Source organism: Microbacterium sp. Ru50 (assembly GCF_002920555.1).
Lineage (GTDB): Bacteria > Actinomycetota > Actinomycetes > Actinomycetales > Microbacteriaceae > Microbacterium > Microbacterium arborescens.
This window is the reverse complement of record NZ_PQSV01000001.1, coordinates 2,038,980-2,057,517: the sequence shown is the minus strand read 5'-3', so window position 1 is coordinate 2,057,517 and position 18,538 is coordinate 2,038,980. Positions and strand designations below refer to the sequence as shown.

Below are 18,538 nucleotides of genomic sequence, written 5' to 3'. Positions count from 1 at the left end.
ACCCGCCCCCGCGGATCGTCAACCGGCGACGTCGGTCCAGCCGTCGCTGAGCTGCGCGGCGAGCTGGTCGCGGTCGATCTGGTCCGCCAGGTACTGCTGGAACGCCGGCGTCGCGATCGTGTCCTTCCACTCGGTGTACTTCGACACCTTCAGGAACGGCGGACCTTCCAGGCCCTCGCCCGACGCGAGCACCTGCTTCCAGGCAGCGTCGTCGCCGGCGAGCTCGGCGACCTGCGTGCGCGCGGCACCCGACGAGGGGATGAGCGCATCGGCGTAAGCGATCTTCGCGAGGTTCTCGCCGTCCATGAAGAAGTTCAGGAACTCCGCCGACTCCTCCACGTGCTCCGAGTCGATGTTCACCGAGTACGTCTGCGGGTTCGCGGCCTGGATGGCACCGGCCGATCCTTCGAGCGGCGGAAGCGCGACCCAGTTGAGGCCCTCGGGAGCGTCCGCTGCGATGTTCGTCGCCTGGAACGAGCCCTGCACCGTCAACGCGACCTTGCCGCCGTAGAACGACGGGAGCACGTCCGAGCCCGACTGCGTGAGCGAGGTCGGGTCGATCGACCGGTCGGTGTAGGCCATCTCGTGGATGCGCTCGGGCACGGCGAGCTCGTCGTCGCCGACCTCGATCGTCACGTCGTCGCCCTCGCCGTCGAAGTAGCCGCCGTCGAAGCCCATCGACAGGCTCATCATCGTCGCGGTGGGCGAACCGAGACCCCAGCCGAGGCCGTAGTGGTCTGCCGTCGTCGTCGCCTTCGCGATCTCCTGGAGCTGATCCCAGGTCATCGTGTCGCCCGTGGGCACCTCGACCCCGGCCTCGGCCAGCAGGTCGGCGTTCGCGAACGCCATGTACGACTGGAGCGTCGAGGGGTACGCGACGATCTGACCGTCGTGGGTCACCGACTCCCAGATGCCGTCGGAGATGTCCGACTTCAGCTCGGGGTCGATGAGGTCGGTCAGGTCGGCGAGGTAGCCGTCGGCCGCGAACGACACGATCGAGCTCGCCTCGAAGTGGATGATGTCGGGCGCGGTGCCGCCCGAGAACTGGGTGATCAGCTTGTCGTAGGTGCCGTCCCAGCCGGCCTGGATGATCTTGACCTGGACGTCGTCGTGCTCGGCGTTCCAGGCGTCGACGATCTCGCTGATGGCCGCCTGGGTCGCGGGCTGGTCCGAGAGCGACTGGAACTGGAGGGTGACGACGTCGCCGTCTCCCCCGCTGTCGTTCGCGCTGCCCTGCTGGCATCCTGCGAGCGCGACGGCTGCGATGCCCACGAATACGACGGCGCCGATGCCGCGGATTCTTCTCATGGTGTGGCCTTTCTGGTTTTCGGGTTTCGTCGTCACGGGGAGGTCAGCCCTTGACGGCACCGGCGAGCATGCCGCCGGTGAGCTTCTTCTGCAGGATCCCGAAGATGATGAGCGACGGGATCGTGGCGAGGATGGCGCCGGCGGCCAGCGGCCCCAGCTGGGTCTGCCCCTCGGCGCCGAGGAACGAGCGCAGCGCGATGGGCAGCGTGTACAGCTCCGGGCTCTGGATGAGCACGAGCGCGAGGAAGAACTCGTTCCAGGCCGAGACGAAGGTGAACATCGCCGTGGCGACCAGGCCCGGCATCAGCAGCGGCAGGATCACGGTGCGAAGGATCGTGAACCGGCCGGCGCCGTCCATCTCGGCCGCTTCCTCGAGCTCCGGCGGGATCGCCGCGACGTACCCCTGCAGCATCCAGAGCGTGAACGGCATCGTGAAGGTGACGTAGACGAGGATGAGGCCGAAGAGGGTGTCGTTCAGCTGCAGGCTCCGCAGCACGAGGAACAGCGGAATGATGATGAGGATCGTCGGGAACACCTGGCTCACGAGGATCCACACCGTGCCGGCCGCGCGCAGCCGGCCCTTCAGCCGGGCGAGGGCGTACGCCATCGGCATCGACAGGAGCACCGCGACGATCATCGTGACGATCGAGACGAGCACCGAGTTGCCGGCCGCGGTGATCAGGTTCTGCCGCTCGAGCGCGGCGATGTAGTTGCCGAAATCCCACTGCTGCGGGATGAGGTTCACCGCGAGCGAGTTCAGCTCGCGTGTCGACTTGAACGACGCCGACAGCAGCCACAGCAGCGGAAAGCCCAGGAAGATCAGGTAGCCCGCGAGCGCCAGGTACATCAGGACGGTCGCGTACAGGGGGCGCTTGGTGGTCACTTGCGGGCCCCCTTGTTCTGCCGGAACTGGTTGATCAGGTACAGCGAGAGGATCACCAGGATCGCGACGACGAGGACGTTGCCCATCGCCGACGCGTACCCGATCTCGCGGTTGCGGAACGCCTCGAGGTAGGTGAACAGCGGCGGGATCATCGTGCGGCCGCCCGGGCCGCCCTCGGTCAGCACGTAGATCAGCCCGAACGAGTTGAACTGCCAGATGAAGTCGAGCGCGGTGACCGCGATGATGACGGGCCGCAGGGCGGGCAGCGTGACGTGCCAGAACCGGCGGACGGCTCCCGCGCCGTCGACGGCCGCAGCCTCGTGCTGCTCGGGGGCGATCGACTGCATGCCCGCGAGGAGCAGCACGGTCGTCTGCGGGATGCCGGCCCAGACGCCGACGACGATCACGGCCGGGAGAGCGGTCGAGAAGTCGCCGAGCCAGTTCACTCCCGGGATGCCGAGCCAGCCGAGCACGCCGTTGAGCGGGCCCGAGTTGGGGTTGTAGATCATCCGCCAGACGATCGCGATGACCACCGGCGGCATCGCCCAGGGGATGAGTGCGAGAACGCGGGTCAGGCCCTTCAGCCGCAGGTTGCTGTTGAGCAGCAGAGCAAGGCCCATCGCGCTCACCAGGGTGAGGAGGGCGACCGACCCCGCCCACACGATGCCGATGCCGAACGACTGCCAGAACCGACGGTCGCCGGCGAGCTCGATGAAGTTGTCGAGCCCGATGAACGAGATCTCGGCGTTGCGCGCGAGCGTGGCATCCGTGAATCCGAGGAGCACTCCGCTGACGAGCGGGATGACCGAGAAGATGATGATCGGCAGGAGCGCGGGGGCGACGAGGGCGATCGCCTCTTTGCGCTGCGCGCGGGCGCGCGGTCCGATCTGCCGGACGCGGGGTGGGCGCGAGGACGTCTTCGTCTCTGCGAGCGTGGTCATCCGTGTGCCCTCTCCTCATCGATGGGCTCGGGGCGCTGGAGCGCCGCGGGGATGGACGCCGACGTCGACCCGCGCACGACCAGCGCGGGCGGAACCGTGACGGTGCGGGCCGGCCGGGTGTCGTCGGCGATCCGGGCGAGGAGCATCTCGGCAGCGGCGCGACCGCGCTCCTTGGCGCCGAGGTCGACGCTCGTGAGCCCGGGGCGGACGACCTCGGCGAGCTCGGTGTTGTCGAGGCCGGTGACGGCGAGATCGGCCGGGACTTGCAGGCCGAGGTCTTCGGCGGCACGCAGGACTCCGACGCCGATCAGGTCGTTCGCCGCGACCACCGCTGTCGGCCGGTCGGGCCGGTCGAGAAGCGGGAGCGCCGCGTCGTAGCCCGCGGCGATCGTGAAGTCGGCGGCGTCGACGTGCCGCGTCCGCAGGTCGTCGTACCGGTCCACCGCCGCGATGAAACCGTCGCGGCGCATGACGCCCGGGGTGGTGTCGGTCGGGCCGTTGATGAACGCGATGTCGCGACGCCCCTGGGCGACGAGGTGGTCGACGACGAGCCGCATCGCCGTCGGAGAGTCGGCGCGCACGGTGTCGAAGTCGGCCGAGGCGGGCAGCCGGCCGAGGACGACGAACGGGATCGGAGCGGCGGCGAGCGCGGTGAGCAGCTCGTCGGTGACGCGCAGGGGCGACAGGATCAGCCCGTCGACATAGCCGCGACCGAGGTCGCGGACGACATCCACCGAAGACGACGACGTGCCGGTCGACGACAGCAGCAGGCGGTATCCGGATGCGGAGACCACCTGTTCAACCGCGGCCATCATCTCGACGTAGACCGGGTTGCCGATGTCGGCGACGGCGAAGCCCAGCTGCAACGTGCGGCCCCGCTTCAGCGATTGCGCCGTGGCATCGGCGACGTAGCCGAGTTCACGCGCAGCATCCCGGACCTTCGCCGCGGTCTCGGGACTCGCGACGAGTCCGTTCAGCGCTCGCGACGCACTCGCGACGGAGACGCCGGCGCGGGCGGCGACCTGCGTGATCGTGACGCGGACCATGGCTCTCCCTCGAGCGGTTGTAAACGTTTCCAACGCTGGACGTTGTAAACGTTCTCACCCCCGACCCTCGCCTGTCAAGCATTCGGACCATCAGACCCCTGGATCCGAGCCTGAGGTCGCGGCGGGCTCGCGCCGCGGGAGACAACGCTGGCACGGGGATGTGAACAGCCCGGAGATCTGTAGCCCTGGGGGGGGTATACGGGGACCATGACGACGCGTCCTCCGTAACCCGAGGGGCACGCGACGCCCGCTTGCACTGACCGCGGCCCGAATGACGCGAACGCTGGGGGCGCATCCGGCCAGGCGGTTCCGATGGGACAGCGCGACGAACACAGCCATCACGCCGCGGACGAGACCACGGCGATGCGCTCACCACGGCACATGACCACGCGACGATGAGCCACGATCACGTCGGACACGGCGATCGTGTGGGCCAGTTCCGGCAGTCGTTCTGGATCATGCTGATCCTCGCGGGGATGTCGTGGTGGTGCGCCCCGGCGGACGCGTTCCCGCGGATGGGCGCATCGTGCAGGGCTCGGCCAGCATGGACGAGTCGATGATCACCGGGCAGGCCCGACCGGTGCGTCGCAGCGACGGCGACCCGCCGATCGCCGGCACCTCCGACCGAGCCCAGGCCACCGTGGGTGACCTGATGCTTGTCGACCTCCGTCGTTACATGAGCGCGAGGCTCACCCGCAGAGGCAAAGACACCCGATGTGGTGTTCGTCGACGAGTTCGCCCAGCTCCTCATCGACGAACAGCGACTCCGGCGATATCGCCGCATCGATGTCCGAAACTGCCCGGTCGGCGGGCCTCGGACTATGGCTTGCCGCTCAGTCCGTCGCCGGCTCGCAAGCGGCGCTGCCCTGATCGTGGGCCGTTCAAAGCCCCCGAGGACATTGTGACCTTCGCCGGCACGGCGATGCGGCGCGAGTCGTCGGGCTCGGCCACTGGCGAGGAGCTGCGATCGGCGCGAGCTCAACGCACCTACGGCATCCCACCCGACGACGTACGTCGCGCAGCCGTGGGCAATTCTATAGATCGTCCAGGGCGGCGCAATTGCACCATTCCGGAATTAGCGACCCTGTGTTGCGGCGGTGTCGTTTCAGGGCACCGCCGCAACCTCGTCTATGTCACCATGAAGCGCGAACAATACGTATTGCGTCGTCCAACGAGATATCGCTTCGTTTGCTTGCCGCGATGAGGTTACGAGCTGCTTTGACTACCACGATCGGCGGTGCGGGTGCGGCTTCAGAGACGCGAGTACCCGAACCGACACGGGTTTCGATGAGCCCCTCTCCCTCTAGAGTGCGATAGGCCTTCGCGACTGTGGCTGGTGATACAGCAAGGTCGCGTGCCAGCTGACGGACCGTGGGCAGTGATTCTCCCGCTGCAAGCTGGCCTGAGACGATGAGGCCACGGATCTGACTTCGAATCTGCTCGGACGGCGATCCTTCGCCTGAGGTGATCCCGATTCTCATGACTGCGCGGCCGGTCGGCTCGTGACTAACATTCCCCTTACGGCCACGTACATCCAGCAAGCTAGCCCGGCTGTGGTAGCTGCCAGCCCCATGAACGCGAGAGCTTCGGCCAGCGCAGCGAACGTAGTCCCCGTCGAGAGGTTGGTATCCCCCTCGATTTCGATCCGTACAGATGAAGTGGCGCTAAGCGACTGGAAGACGAAACCAAGATGGAGCAGCAGGGCGCCGCTGGCGATAAGAACGGCGTTCCGACCCCGACCGAATCTAGCGGTTTGATCTGCGTCTCGGTCGGATCCCCAGGCTGGTCGAGCGATGCGGCGCATGTAGACATATAGTCCCGCGACCATGAAAAGAGCGAGGGCAAGCGCTGGCACCGAATAGTGCCAACCGTAGATTTCAACCCGCGTCGTCGCCTCGCCGAACGACACATTGAAAACGCGGTACGCGCCTGCCTCATCGGGCTCCGAGACACCGCCGGCGGTAAGGGCAAGCACGACCATCAGCGTGAGAGCTGCGCCAAGACCGATGAACGCACTACGTGGGGCGAAGGTCCAAACATGCCTCGGAGTGAGGTCGACGGTTGCACCAGGTGAGGCGCCTCGGTAGGAGACAAGCAAGACGACTACGGCGACGACTCCGCACATGATCGGATAGCCGAATCGTGCTTCCCATAGTGCGTCCGACAATCCGCGATGCGCGGCCATCGCGCCCATCCACAGCGCAACCAGTGCCAACGCCGCCACTGCGATGACGCTATCTACGCGTGACGCCGCCGTGGGCTTGTGTGGTCCAGATCGACGGGATCCGGCTACGAGCACGCTCACCAGCAGGGCAGCCAGGATCCAGGGGAGCCAGAGCCGGATGAAGATGAGCCAATCCATGGCTTCAGTGTACTAGGCATGCCGTACAAAGTGTACTAGCTGCTTAGAACAATAACTCCGGCGAGCTTCAGACTCGAGATTGATCGGCTGTCGCGGTCGAGCTGTCGGCACACCCGTCGACGCGCTGCCGCCGCCGCACAAGAATCTTGATCGTCAGACCGTGCCGGCATCCATTCTCTGAGGCCCTTCGTGAGGAGCGAGAGGATGGGCTGCATGGCGGTGGGCGACTTCGATCTGACGGTGGACGAGCTGCGAGCGGTTGTTGGATTCGCAGCTGCGTGCGCTACGCGCGTTTTACCGGAGTTTGCAGCAGCCGCGCCTGATGACTCTCGTCCGCAGGAAGCTCTGGACGCGGCGCACGTGTTCATTGCGGGCAGCCCGCGGTCGAACCTGCAGCGGGTCTCGGCTTTCGCAGCGCACCGGGCCGCGAAAGAAGTCGAAGGCGAGGCGGCACAGCTCGCCGCGCTCGCCTGCGGCGATGCCGCCGCCGCCGCGTATCTTCACCCCATCGCTACGGCAACCCAGGTCGGCCACATCCTTCGAGCTGCCGCGTGCGCCGCACGAGTTTCCGAGTTGCGAACCGGCGCAGCCGACATCGGCTCTTTGGCTGGTGTGGTCAGCGAGCCGGTGCCGGCTATCCTCCGCCGGTACCCGGCGGCTCCAAGCGGGTCTTCCCGGCTCTCGCGGCTCATGGCCGAGCTCGACGTCGCGATCCGAGGCCAGGCCTGAGACGCAATCATCGCCCTACGACGACGGCGATGCCGGCGCCAGTCCGAAGGCCATCAGCTCGGCGTCGTCGAGCATGCGCGACCGGATGATGAACCGCATCCCGGTCGGCCCTTCCACGCTGAAGCCGGCGCCGCGACCCGGCACCGCGTCGATCGTGATGTGCGTGTACTTCCAGTACTCGAACTGCGCGAGCGAGATGAACACCTCGATCGGGTCGTCAAGGCCGACGTCGAGCTCGCCGAGCTTCACGTCGGCGGGGCCGGTCAGGAACATCCCGACGGGGTAGCACATGGGGGCCGAGCCGTCGCAGCATCCGCCCGACTGATGGAACATCAGCGGCCCGTGCTGGGCGGTGAGGTCGCGCAGCAGGGCCGCGGCGGCGTCGGTCACCGCGACCCTGCTGTACGTGTCGTTCGACATGTCGATGAGTGGATGCGGCTCAGAAGAAGCCCATCGCGCCCTCGGCGTACGACACGAGGAGGTTCTTCGTCTGCTGGTAGTGGTCGAGCATCTTGAGGTGGTTCTCGCGACCGATGCCCGACTGCTTGTACCCGCCGAAAGCGGCGTGCGCGGGGTACTGGTGGTAGGTGTTCGTCCACACGCGCCCGGCCTCGATCGCACGGCCGGCCCGGTAGGCGGTGTCGCCCGAGCGGCTCCAGACGCCGGCGCCGAGTCCGTACAGGGTGTCGTTCGCGATGCCGATCGCGTCGTCGAAGTCGTCGAAGCTCGTCACCGAGACGACCGGACCGAAGATCTCCTCTTGGAAGATGCGCATGTCGTTCGTGCCCTCGAAGACCGTCGGGGCGACGTAGTACCCGCCGCTCAGCTCGCCGCCGAGGTCGACCCGCTCGCCGCCGGCGAGCAGCTTCGCTCCCCCGGCCTTGCCGATGTCGATGTACGACAGGATCTTCTCGAGCTGATCATTGGATGCCTGCGCACCGATCATCGTCGCCGGGTCGAGCGGGTTGCCCTGCACGATCTTGCCGACGCGGTCGAGGCCGTCGCCGAGGAACGAGTCGTACACCGACCGCTGGATGAGCGCCCGCGACGGGCACGTGCACACCTCGCCCTGGTTGAGCGCGAAGAACGTGAACCCCTCGAGGGCCTTGTCGTAGTAGTCGTCGCGCTCGCGCGCGACATCCTCGAAGAACACGTTGGCGCTCTTGCCACCGAGTTCGAGCGTGACGGGGATGAGGTTCTGCGAGGCGTACTGCATGATCAATCGCCCCGTCGTCGTCTCGCCCGTGAACGCGACCTTGCGGATGCGGCGGTGCTGCGCGAGCGGCGCGCCCGCCTCGATGCCGAAACCGTTGACGATGTTCACGACGCCGGCGGGCAGCAGGTCGCCGATCAGTTCGAAGAGGAACAGGATCGACGCGGGCGTCTGCTCGGCGGGCTTCAGCACGACGCAGTTGCCGGCGGCGAGCGCGGGCGCGAGCTTCCACGTCGCCATGAGGATCGGGAAGTTCCACGGGATGATCTGCCCCACCACGCCGAGCGGCTCGTGGAAGTGATAGGCGACGGTGTCTTCGTCGATCTGGCTGAGCGAGCCCTCCTGGGCGCGCAGAACCCCCGCGAAGTAGCGGAAGTGGTCGATCGCGAGGGGGATGTCGGCGGCGAGCGTCTCGCGGACGGGCTTGCCGTTCTCCCATGTCTCGGCCACCGCGATCTTCTCGAGGTGCTGCTCCATGCGGTCGGCGATCTTGTTCAGGATGACGGCGCGCTCGGCCGGCGTGGTCTTCTTCCACGACGCGAACGCCTGCCAGGCGACGTCGACGGCACGGTCGATATCTTCGACGGTGCCGCGACCCACCTCGCAGAACGGTTTTCCGGTGACGGGCGTGATGTTCTCGAAGTACTGCCCCTTGACGGGTTCGACGAACTCGCCGCCGATGTAGTGCCCGTAGCGGGCTCGATACTCTGCGACGGCTCCACGCTGACCGGGAGCGGCGTAGACGCTCGAGACGCCCTCTTCGACGATGGTCATGTCATCTCCTCGACTCCCCGCAGCGCCGGTGCTGCGGTGGTGTCGGGCACGCTACGCCGCGCCACGTTGCAACGCGTTGCACGGCTCGTCCGGCAACGGCGAGGAGGCGCATCCGCACGGTTCTGGGGAGTCAACACCCTGCAGATGCGCGTCCTCGGCGTCGGCAGGGCCGGATGCAGCGCACTGGCGCTGCGGCAATTGTGAGCGCTAACATTTCAGCGTCGTCAGAGCTGACGGCCATGCAACGTCGCATACGAGAGGTTCCCCCGTGCCCGCATCCACTCGCCCGGCGCCCTGGCGCCGACACCATCCCTGGACGCTCGCCGTCCCGCTCGTCGCTGCACTCGTGGCCGCGCCGCTCGTCGTTCCCGCCGCAGCTCAGGCTGCCGGACCACTTCAGCATTCCGGGCAGGTCGCGCTCGTCGATACCCCCGACGATCAGGCCGCGCAGGCCGCCCTCGACGCCCTCACCGTCACGAACATCGACGACGTGCGCGGCAACCTCACGCTGCCGACGACGTCGCGGGGACTCGACGTGACCTGGTCGTCGGCCGACACGAGTGTCATCACCGCTGACGGCATCGTCACGCGTCCCGGGGAAGACACCACCGTCGCGCTGACGGCATCCGTGACGAAGGGCGCGTCGACGCTCACCCGCTCCTTCCCGGCCGCGGTGCGCAAGGCCGCGAACATCGGAGCCTTCGAGGGCTACACCTTCGCCTACTTCACGGGAAACTCCGTGGCGGGCGAGAACATCTACTTCGCCGCCAGCAACGGCAACGACGCGCTGTCGTGGACCGAGCTCAACGGTGGCCAGCCGACGCTCACCTCCACGGAGGGCGAGCGGGGCCTGCGCGACCCGTTCCTCATCCGATCCCCCGAGGGCGACACGTTCTACCTCATCGCCACCGACCTCTCCATCGGGCGGAACGGCGACTGGGGCCGAGCGCAGACGCAGGGTTCGAAGTACCTCGAGGTGTGGGAGTCGCACGACCTCGTCACCTGGAGCGAGCAGCGCCACGTCCGCGTCGCCCCCGACAACGCGGGCAACACCTGGGCGCCCGAGGCGTACTACGACGAGACACTCGGCGAGTACGTCGTGTTCTGGGCATCGTCGCTCTTCGGCGAGGACGACCCGAACCACACGGGCAGCTTCTACCAGACCATGATGTACGCGACCACGCGCGACTTCACGACGTTCAGCGAGCCGAAGGTCTGGCAGGACTTCGGAGCATCGCGCATCGACTCCACGGTGCTCGAGGACAACGGCACGTACTACCGGTTCACGAAGGATGAAGCCAGCACGACCGGATGCCGCGACATCATCCAGGAGTCCTCGTCCAGCCTGACCGCCGTCGACGATCGCAACGCTCCCGGCTGGAACCCCGGCGACCCCGCCTGGAAGCTGATCGACAGCTGCATCGGTCGCGATGCGGGCCTCGGTGCCGTCGAAGGCCCGACCATCTTCGCGGCCAACCCCGGCGACACCTCCGGTTCGAACTACTACCTCTTCGTCGACGAGTACGGCGGACGCGGCTACATCCCCCTGGGAACCGACGACCTCGACGCGCCGGACTGGCAGGTGCCGGCGAGCTACCGCCTTCCGGCGAGCCCGCGCCACGGCACGGTCATGCCCGTGACCGCGGCCGAGCTCGAGGCGCTGCGTGCCGACCTGCCGCAGCCCCTCGCGGCCAACGAGAAGGGCGAGCTGCTGCACTACGACTTCACGGATGCCGCAGGCGCCGTGCTGCACGACCGTTCCGGCGCCGGGCGTGACGCTCAGGTGCGCGGCGGAGCGACGTTCGCCGACGGCGCGCTCGCCTTCGACGGCACCGACGACTACGTCGACCTGCCCGACAACGTCCTCGTCGGCGTCGACGACATCACGGTCGAGGCCGAACTGCGGATCGACCCGGCCCAGCGCACTCCGTACTTCCTCTACGGCTTCGGCAACACCGGCGGCGACGGTGCCGGCAACGGCTACCTGTTCTCGACCGGCGACCAGTACCGCGCGGCACTGACCACCGGAAACTGGAGCGGCGAGCAGAACGTCACGTCGGGCGCGGCGCTTCCCCGCGACCGCTGGGTGCACCTCACCTACACGCTGAGCGGGAACACGGCACGGCTGTACCTCGACGGTCAGCAGGTCGCCGAGAACACCGACGTGACGGTGCGCCCCGGGGACATCGGCGGCGGCAGCACGCTCGCGAACTACCTGGGCAAGTCGGTCTACGACGCCGACAACCTCTTCCGCGGGCAGATGCGCGAGTTCGCGCTGTACAACCGCGCTCTGAGCGCCGAAGAGATCGTGCAGAACTCCGGCAACACCGCAGCGCTCGGGGCCGTCAGCCTGCAGGATGCCGGTGCCCTCAAGGTCGCACCGCTGGTCGACACCGACGCCCGCACGGTCGTGTTCCCGGTGAACCGCGGCACGGATCTCACGCAGCTGCGCCCCGTGTTCACCACAGCATCCGGCACCACCGCCACACCCGCGTCGGGCACCGTGCACGACCTGAGCACGCCCGCCACGGTCACGCTCACCACACCGGAACAGCCCGGCGTCGTCTGGACGCTCGTGGCCGTGGAGATGAAGAGTCCGGTGCTGCCGGGGCTGTACGCCGACCCGAACATCGCCGTGTTCGGCGACACCTATTACATCTACGCGACCACCGACGGCACGCCGGGCTGGGCCGGCAACACGTTCTACGTCTGGACGTCGAAGAACCTGATCGACTGGACCCGGTCGGACGAGCCGATCCTGACGCTCGACGGCGCGAACGGAAACGTGCCGTGGGCCACGGGAAACGCGTGGGCTCCTACGATCATCGAGAAGGGCGAGAAGTACTACTTCTACTTCAGCGGGCATGAGCCGAATGCGAGCCGCAAGATGATCGGCGTCGCCGTCGCCGACAGTCCCGAAGGACCGTTCACCGCGCGGGCGGAGCCGATGATCACCAACGCCGAGGCCGTCAACAGCGGTCAGGCGATCGATCCGGCCGCGTTCACCGACCCCGAGACCGGCAAGTCGTACCTCTTCTGGGGCAACGGACGACCCGTCTACGGCGAGCTGTCCGACGACATGCTGAGCGTCGAGGAGGAGACGATCCGGCCCATCGACGGATTGCCCGACTTCCGCGAGGGACTCTTCCTGAACTACCGCGACGGGACGTACCACCTGACGTACTCGATCGACGACACCGGTTCGGAGAACTACCGCGTCGGCTACGCGACGTCGACGAGCATCGACGGGCCGTGGACCTACCGCGGCATCCTCTTGCAGAAAGACCCGTCGCAGGGCATCCTCGGCACCGGCCACAGCTCGATCATCAACGTCCCGGGAACGGACGAGTGGTACATCGCCTACCACCGGTTCGCGATCCCCGGCGGCAACGGCACCAACCGCGAGACGACGATCGATCGCCTCGAGATCGGTGAGGACGGACTGTTCCAGACGGTGACGCCGACGCTCGCGAGCGTCGATCCCCGCGAGGTGCCCGGCACGACCGAGCCCAACCCGACCGAGCCCAACCCGACCGAGCCCGGCACCACGGCGCCGGTCGTCTCGGTCTCGGCGACGACGGTCGAGCGCGGGCAGTCCGTGCGGGTGACGGTGACCGGACTCGACTCCGGCGAACAGGTGGCCGCCGAACTGCGGAGCGACCCGATCCGGGTCACCGGCATCCCCACCGCCGATGCGAACGGGCGCGTCGCGTTCGACGTCCGCATCCCTGCCGATCTGGCTACGGGCAGTCACACGATCGTGGTCTTCGGCGCCGACGGTCAGGTGATCGGCAGCGTGCCGATCACCGTGACCGCCTCCGGGCAGCTGGCCGTCACCGGCGCTCAGGCGCCGCTCGGCGCCGCGTTGCTGGCTGCGCTCATGCTCGTCGCGGGAGGCGTCCTGTGGTCGATCCGACCCGCACGCCGGGCCGGCACCGCCTGACACCGGCGCACGCCGCCGTGAACGGGCGGCGGCCTTCTCTCCCGAAGGTCGCCGCCCGTTTCACCAGCGCTCAGCGCCGGCTGCGTCGCGTGACGAAGCCCTCCGCCTGCTTCGACTCGTGAGCCACGCGCACGCCGTAGCGGTAGGCGAGCTTGCCGCCGAGCCATCCCGACGCGCTGAGGATCAGCAGGCTCACGGCGCTGAAGATCACCCCGGCGATGGGGATGTCGTCGGTGGAGGTCCGCAGGAAGAGCTGGAACAGATACGCACCGCACACCACGAAGTTGAGCCCCATGTGGATCGTGGCGGTGCTCGACGAGCGCGTCCGATCGGGGATGCGGAGGTAGTCGAAGATGCCGAGCACGATGGCGACGAGGCTGCCGACGAGACCGATCCCGATGAGGACGCGCGAACCCACGGCGTACGGGGTGGGGTCGGCGACGATGAGGCCGATGATGTCGAACACGAAGCTCGCGATCCACGCCCCGATCGGAATCGTGACGGCGATCGGGTGGAACGGGTGTCCGTAGGGACCTGCCAGGGGGTTCGCAGGCCGCTTGTCGGGACGGGTGTCCAGGTCGGTCATCATCTCTCCTCGGTCAGGGCAGCGGTTCCAGGCCCTCGGCCTGGGTCGTCTCGGTCGCGACGCGGACGCCGAAGGTGTGGGCGAGCTTGCCGCCGAGCCACCCCGACACCGACAGCAGGGCCAGCCCGACGAAGCTCGCGATCATCGCGAGGGTCGGCACCGTCTCTTCGTCGACGCGCAGGGCGAGGCTGCCGGCGAACACCGCCATCGCGATGAGGTTCAGGATCATGTGGGTCAGCCCCGTGGCCCGCGCGGGGGTGGCTCTGGGGATGCTGCTCCAGTCGATCAGCCCCAGCACAGCGGCCACGACGGCACCCAGAAGACCGATCGCGATGAGGATGCGGGCGCCGAGGGCGAAGACGGCGGCATCGGGACTCGCGACGGCGATGACGTCGAAGACGGATGCCGACACCCAGGCGCCGATCGGCAGGATGATCGCGATCGCATGGAACGGGTGCCCGTAGGGCCCCGCGATGAGCGACCGCGGGTACTTCGCCCGCGTGAGGGGTGCGGTGTCGACCATGGCGTCTCCTCTCGTTCGACGCCCTGACCGTACGGGCGAGGCCCGGTGTCGCACGTACCGGGTTGACAAGCCCGGCGCACGACCTCTACGAGACGGAGCGCAGCGCCCGCTCCACGGCGTCGACCAACGAGCGATATCGCGGAAGCGACGCGAGCTCGTCGAGCATCACCGCCCGCCCGGCAGCATCCGCCAATGGCACCTGCCAGTTGGGATACTCGTCGTCGGTTCCCGGCTGATTCTGCACGCGCTTCTCGCCGACGGCGTCGACGAGCGAGACGCCGAGCAGCCGCGAGGGCGATGCGGCGAGGAAGACGTGAAGCGCCTCGACGACCTCCTGCTCGCTCGCGCCATCGGAGATCAGTCCGCGCGAGCGCAGCTCCGCCAGCATCCGGTCGCGCTCGCGCTCGAAATCCGCGAGCTCGTCGTCGACCGACCGCGTGAGCAGACCGAGCCGTGCGCGCAGCGCGACATGTTCGCCGTCGAGATATCCGGCCGTGGGCGGCAGATCATGCGTGTTGACGGTGGCGAGCACGTCGGTGCGGTACCGCTCGGGAGCGAGTGGCCCGCCGTCGTCATCGGTCTCGAACCACAGGACCGACGTTCCGAGGATGCCGCGCTCCGCGAGATAGTCGCGCACCCACGGCTCCACGAGACCGAGGTCCTCGCCGATGACGAGTGCTCCGGCCCGGTGCGCTTCGAGAGCGAGAACGCCGATCATCGCCTCGTGGTCGTATCGGACGTAGGTGCCCTCCCCCGGGCCGAGCCCCTCGGGGATCCACCACAGGCGGAAGAAGCCGAGGATGTGGTCGATGCGCAGGGCGCCCGCATGGCGCAGAAGCGACCGGAGCATGTCGCGCAGGGGCGCGTAGGCGTGCTCGGCGAGGGCTTGCGGCAGCCACGGCGGCTGATTCCAGTTCTGACCCTGCTGGTTGTACATGTCGGGGGGTGCGCCCACGACGACGCCCGGGGCGTAGAGGTCGCGCAGCGACCATGCGTCGGACCCGGCCGTCGAGACGCCCACCGCGAGGTCGTGCATGATCCCGATCCGCATTCCGGATGCTGATGCCGCCGCGGCGGCATCCGAGAGCTGCTCGTCGACGACCCATTGCAGCCACACGTGGAACGCGATGCGGTCCGACAGTCTGTCACGCAGCTCCAGCACCGCGGGATCGTCGATCGCGATGCCCTCCGGCAGCCGGTCGCCGGTCGCCGCCTCGTGCTCGCGGACCGCGCACCACAGCGCGAAGTCGGCGAGGGCGGCGCCCTGGGAGCGAGCGAAAGCATCGTGTCGAGCGCGTCGCGCCGGCGAGAGGGGTACGTCATGGATGAGCCCGAGCGCCTCGCGCTTGGCGGTCCAGACGAGGTCGCGGTCGATGCGCTCGGGATCTCCGTCGGTCGAGCTGGCGCTCCGGTTCAGCTGCATGAACCGTTCCCGTGCCCGATTCGAGAGGTATGCCGATTCGGGAATGAGCTCGGGGCGGATGTAGAGCGGAGCGAGGAACCGCCGCGACGACGGCAGGTACGGTGACGGCTCGATCGGTGTGGTCACCTCCGCAGCGTGCACCGGGTTGATCAGGAGGTAGTCGGCACCGGATTCCCCCGCGATAGCGGCGAGGTCGGCCAGGTCGGCGAAGTCCCCCATCCCCCACGACCGATGCGAACGCACCGAGTAGAGCTGAGCCATCAGGCCCCACGAGCGGCGTCCCGAGTCGGCCGGGGGCGGTGTCAATCGCGGTGGCGTGACGATGAGCGTGCCGCTCGCGAGGAGCTCATCTGCTCCGCCATACTGCCGCGCCTGCACCGTGTGCCACCCCAGCGGGACGTCGGCGGGCACGGCGACCCGCACCCGCCAGCGCGTCCGGCCGTCGACGCTGCGGGCGACCGGTTGCTGCTCGGCTATCGGCAGGGGACGGATCGAACCGTCCTCCAGCACGAGCACGACCTCGACGTCGGAGCCGTCGGCGACGTGCAGCTCGATCGACCCGGTGCCCTGACGCACGACCGTCGACGCCGCCACGAGTCGTCGCCATGGTTCCGCCGCGCGCTCGGCGAGGGCGCGCTCGACGGCCTCGTCGTCGTCCGCCACGACGCCCATCGCGGCGAGCACCGCGCGCAGGGTCGTGCCGGGCACGTGGACCTGCTCGCCGGAGAACGACCAGTACTCCGTCGCGATCCCGTAGGCCTCGGCCAGTGAGACGAGCGCCTCGCCGGGGGCGTCGTCGGCAGTGGGCGCGTCGCTCATCGTCATGTCCTCGTCTCCTCGCTCTGTGCGGCTCTCACGAACCCGTCACCCGCTCGAACAGGCCGGGGTAGCTGAGCACGAATCCGTCCGCGTCGACAGTGAGCGTGCGTCGGAACTCGCGGTCGCGAGACTCGAAGCAGTATGCGCGCGGGCCGACGCGGGTGTAGCGCTGCCGCCCGAGCCGCACCTCGAGCGACGGAACCTGCACCCAGGCCACCTCGATGTCGGCGCGGCTCCCGACGGCGAGTCCGAGGCGCCGGATCGGGAGCGCATTGGTGGCGGGGGTCGCGGTGATGTCGACGTCGGTCGCGCCGGCGAGGTCGGGTCGCTCCTCACCGTCGACCGTCCAAGCGCCGTCGACATGCTCGATCTGCGTCGTGCGGTCGCCCGATGCGATCGTCGCGTGGCGGAGGGTGCCGTCGGGCGCGAGACTGACGGCATACCGACACGGCTCGTCACCGCCGTCGACCTCTCCGACGATGCGGATGCCGTCATCGGAATATTCCGTGGTGCATCGCTCGATCGTCTCGACGGACCCGATGCCGGTCCATGAGATCCGTGTCGTTCTCACGCGTGCCTCCTCCCGATGTTTCACGTGCAACATCGCGTCGCCATCCTGTCAGCGGCTCGGCGGCGACGGAACGGTCACTCGTCGGGGTTGCCGAGCGCGGTCAGCCGTGCGACGATGCCCGCCCGCTTCGGCGACCGCGCCGGCAGCAGTCGCAGGCATAGCTGGAGAATCTCCGCGTCGTCGGTGGCCTCGTCCGTCTCGAGGTATGCCAGGAGGACGTCCACCGATGCTTCGGCCATCAGCGCTTCGCGGAGCGACGCCCGGAGGCGGTTGCGCACCTCCTCGGTTCCGGGAGCGCACGAGTCGGGCAGGACGGGGCCCGGATACGCCGCGAGCGCGACGCGGTGCGCACCACGGTCGAGCAGCGACGCCACCTGCTGCGCATCGGTCTCGAGGTCAGCGGGCAGACGGTAGGGCCGCGACAGCGGTACGAGATGCGGCGCGGCTCGTTCGAGCACCCGCCGCAGCCGCACCAGCTCCGGGCGGAGGGTGTCGGTGGCGTCGGGACCGTAGACGAGCTCCGCGAGCCGCTCCGCCGACAGGCCCTGCCGGTGCGTCGCAAGCATCAGCAGGATGTCGGCGTGCCGGGCCGACACCTCGACGACCCGCTCACCGCCGACGCCGGCGATCTCGAGGAGCGCACGGTCCCTGCCGAGAACGCGGAGAGTCGACGCCGTCGGCACCGAGCCCACGCGACTCCGGGATCGCGTGAAGCCGCGCGGACGCTCTGTCCGAGAGCGCAGCCGGGCGACGAGAACCTCGCTCTCGATCGCACGTGCCGTCGCGTCGACGAGCAGCCGTGCCTGCGGACTCGCGGCCTCTGCACGGCCGGTCACGTCGATGACCCCGAGCAGTCGGCGGGTCTCCGGGTCGTGCACGGGAGCGGCCGTGCAGGACCAGGGCTGCACGAGACGGTTGAAGTGCTCGGCGCCCCGGATCTGCACCGATCGGTCGAGCTGCAGGGCCGTCCCCGGTGCCGAGGTGCCCACGGCGGACTCCGACCAGTTGGCCCCCGCGACGAAGCCCATGTCGCCCGTCAGGGTTCGGACGCTCGTGTCGCCCTCGACCCAGAGCAGCCGGCCGGCGGCATCCCCGACGGCGACGACGACCCCGGAGTCCGGGCTCGGGACGAGCAGCGCACGGACCATGTCCATGACACCGGCGAGCGGGTGGGCGCTGCGGTAGGCGGCGAGGGCGCGCTCGTCGAACTCGAGCGGGGGCAGCGCCTCGGCACCGACGAGGTTCGCCATCGACCGGCGCCACGAATCGCGGACGAGCGACCGCACGTCCTGCAGACGGCGCTCGGCATCGGTTCCGGCCAACAGCTCGTCGTGCGCGCGCTCGATCAGCAGACGGGACGACTCGGGTGCGACATCCCACTGCGCGGACCACGACGAGGACACGGGCGACTCCGATC

General features: G+C 68.5%; 15 protein-coding genes and 1 pseudogene. 3 read left to right on the top strand and 13 right to left on the bottom strand.

The annotated features are described in order from the left end of the window. Positions 1 to 18: 18 nt before the first annotated feature. From C3481_RS09675 to C3481_RS09660, 4 genes are read right to left on the bottom strand one after another with little or no spacing between them, the layout of a single operon-like run. The gene (locus C3481_RS09675; RefSeq protein ID WP_103841845.1) at positions 19 to 1,308 is read right to left on the bottom strand and encodes an ABC transporter substrate-binding protein; all 1,290 of its coding nucleotides are present in this window, start codon (positions 1,306 to 1,308) and stop codon (positions 19 to 21) included. 43 nt (positions 1,309 to 1,351) lie between these two features. Then, positions 1,352 to 2,191 carry a carbohydrate ABC transporter permease gene (locus C3481_RS09670; protein WP_023953487.1) on the bottom strand — a complete coding sequence of 280 codons (840 nt, stop codon included), beginning with the start codon at positions 2,189 to 2,191 and terminating at the stop codon, positions 1,352 to 1,354. Further along, the gene (locus C3481_RS09665; protein WP_023953486.1) at positions 2,188 to 3,132 is read right to left on the bottom strand and encodes a carbohydrate ABC transporter permease; all 945 of its coding nucleotides are present in this window, start codon (positions 3,130 to 3,132) and stop codon (positions 2,188 to 2,190) included. The genes C3481_RS09670 and C3481_RS09665 overlap by 4 nt, the downstream gene beginning before the upstream one ends. Beyond that, the gene (locus C3481_RS09660) at positions 3,129 to 4,178 is read right to left on the bottom strand and encodes a LacI family DNA-binding transcriptional regulator (RefSeq protein ID WP_064955303.1); all 1,050 of its coding nucleotides are present in this window, start codon (positions 4,176 to 4,178) and stop codon (positions 3,129 to 3,131) included. Before C3481_RS09660 ends, C3481_RS09665 begins: the two co-directional genes overlap by 4 nt. A gap of 472 nt (positions 4,179 to 4,650) precedes the next feature. On the opposite strand from C3481_RS09660, the pseudogene C3481_RS09655 reads away from it, so the two are divergent. Beyond that, positions 4,651 to 4,797 (top strand): annotated as a pseudogene (locus C3481_RS09655) (hypothetical protein); the annotation flags it as partial. Positions 4,798 to 5,311: 514 nt separating this feature from the next. On the opposite strand, the gene C3481_RS09645 reads toward C3481_RS09655, so the two are convergent. Then, positions 5,312 to 5,659: a GntR family transcriptional regulator gene (locus C3481_RS09645; RefSeq protein ID WP_083990461.1), complete on the bottom strand. Its 348-nt coding sequence runs from the start codon at positions 5,657 to 5,659 to the stop codon at positions 5,312 to 5,314. Further along, entirely contained in the window at positions 5,656 to 6,540 is an 885-nt protein-coding gene (locus C3481_RS16430; RefSeq protein WP_146053638.1) for a hypothetical protein, read from the bottom strand. The genes C3481_RS09645 and C3481_RS16430 overlap by 4 nt, the downstream gene beginning before the upstream one ends. 213 nt (positions 6,541 to 6,753) lie before the next feature. Here C3481_RS16430 and C3481_RS09640 point away from each other — a divergent pair, with 213 nt between their 5' ends. Continuing rightward, on the top strand, positions 6,754 to 7,269 hold the full coding sequence (locus C3481_RS09640; RefSeq protein WP_103841843.1) for a putative immunity protein: 516 nt from the start codon (positions 6,754 to 6,756) through the stop codon (positions 7,267 to 7,269). A 15-nt stretch (positions 7,270 to 7,284) separates the two neighbouring features. On the opposite strand, the gene C3481_RS09635 is transcribed toward C3481_RS09640, so the two are convergent. Both C3481_RS09635 and C3481_RS09630 read right to left on the bottom strand, forming a co-directional pair. After that, the gene (locus tag C3481_RS09635) at positions 7,285 to 7,689 is read right to left on the bottom strand and encodes a DUF779 domain-containing protein (RefSeq protein ID WP_103841841.1); all 405 of its coding nucleotides are present in this window, start codon (positions 7,687 to 7,689) and stop codon (positions 7,285 to 7,287) included. A 19-nt stretch (positions 7,690 to 7,708) separates the two neighbouring features. Next, positions 7,709 to 9,256 (bottom strand): aldehyde dehydrogenase family protein, encoded by a 1,548-nt coding sequence (locus C3481_RS09630; protein ID WP_071918848.1) that lies wholly within the window; start codon positions 9,254 to 9,256, stop codon positions 7,709 to 7,711. A 268-nt stretch (positions 9,257 to 9,524) separates the two neighbouring features. On the opposite strand from C3481_RS09630, the gene C3481_RS09625 reads away from it, so the two are divergent. After that, positions 9,525 to 13,199, top strand: a complete 3,675-nt coding sequence (locus C3481_RS09625) for a family 43 glycosylhydrolase (protein WP_103841839.1) — start codon at positions 9,525 to 9,527, stop codon at positions 13,197 to 13,199. A 70-nt stretch (positions 13,200 to 13,269) separates the two neighbouring features. Here C3481_RS09625 and C3481_RS09620 read toward each other — a convergent pair whose 3' ends face one another. The 5 genes from C3481_RS09620 to C3481_RS09600 all read right to left on the bottom strand — a co-directional run bounded on the left by C3481_RS09620 (position 13,270) and on the right by C3481_RS09600 (position 18,524). Next, a complete protein-coding gene (locus tag C3481_RS09620; protein WP_023953464.1) occupies positions 13,270 to 13,785 on the bottom strand; it encodes a DUF2231 domain-containing protein in 516 nt (171 codons plus the stop codon). 13 nt (positions 13,786 to 13,798) lie between these two features. Then, a complete protein-coding gene (locus tag C3481_RS09615) occupies positions 13,799 to 14,308 on the bottom strand; it encodes a DUF2231 domain-containing protein (RefSeq protein WP_103841837.1) in 510 nt (169 codons plus the stop codon). 85 nt (positions 14,309 to 14,393) lie between these two features. After that, positions 14,394 to 16,556, bottom strand: coding sequence for a 4-alpha-glucanotransferase (gene malQ, locus C3481_RS09610; protein ID WP_219817649.1), 2,163 nt, complete (start codon positions 16,554 to 16,556; stop codon positions 14,394 to 14,396). Between the two features lie 28 nt (positions 16,557 to 16,584). Then, positions 16,585 to 17,121, bottom strand: coding sequence for a putative glycolipid-binding domain-containing protein (locus C3481_RS09605; protein ID WP_205630172.1), 537 nt, complete (start codon positions 17,119 to 17,121; stop codon positions 16,585 to 16,587). A 74-nt stretch (positions 17,122 to 17,195) separates the two neighbouring features. Beyond that, positions 17,196 to 18,524 (bottom strand): GAF domain-containing protein, encoded by a 1,329-nt coding sequence (locus tag C3481_RS09600; protein ID WP_103841835.1) that lies wholly within the window; start codon positions 18,522 to 18,524, stop codon positions 17,196 to 17,198. Positions 18,525 to 18,538 lie beyond the last annotated feature (14 nt).

Coding starts and splice junctions, on each gene's coding strand:
- C3481_RS09665 (WP_023953486.1), bottom strand. CDS start 3,132: ATGACCACGCTCGCAGAGACGAAGACGTCCTCGCGCCCACCCCGCGTC.
- C3481_RS09635 (WP_103841841.1), bottom strand. CDS start 7,689: ATGTCGAACGACACGTACAGCAGGGTCGCGGTGACCGACGCCGCCGCG.
- C3481_RS09645 (WP_083990461.1), bottom strand. CDS start 5,659: ATGAGAATCGGGATCACCTCAGGCGAAGGATCGCCGTCCGAGCAGATT.
- C3481_RS09675 (WP_103841845.1), bottom strand. CDS start 1,308: ATGAGAAGAATCCGCGGCATCGGCGCCGTCGTATTCGTGGGCATCGCA.
- C3481_RS09660 (WP_064955303.1), bottom strand. CDS start 4,178: ATGGTCCGCGTCACGATCACGCAGGTCGCCGCCCGCGCCGGCGTCTCC.
- C3481_RS09630 (WP_071918848.1), bottom strand. CDS start 9,256: ATGACCATCGTCGAAGAGGGCGTCTCGAGCGTCTACGCCGCTCCCGGT.
- malQ (WP_219817649.1), bottom strand. CDS start 16,556: ATGACGATGAGCGACGCGCCCACTGCCGACGACGCCCCCGGCGAGGCG.
- C3481_RS09620 (WP_023953464.1), bottom strand. CDS start 13,785: ATGACCGACCTGGACACCCGTCCCGACAAGCGGCCTGCGAACCCCCTG.
- C3481_RS16430 (WP_146053638.1), bottom strand. CDS start 6,540: ATGGATTGGCTCATCTTCATCCGGCTCTGGCTCCCCTGGATCCTGGCT.
- C3481_RS09615 (WP_103841837.1), bottom strand. CDS start 14,308: ATGGTCGACACCGCACCCCTCACGCGGGCGAAGTACCCGCGGTCGCTC.
- C3481_RS09640 (WP_103841843.1), top strand. CDS start 6,754: ATGGCGGTGGGCGACTTCGATCTGACGGTGGACGAGCTGCGAGCGGTT.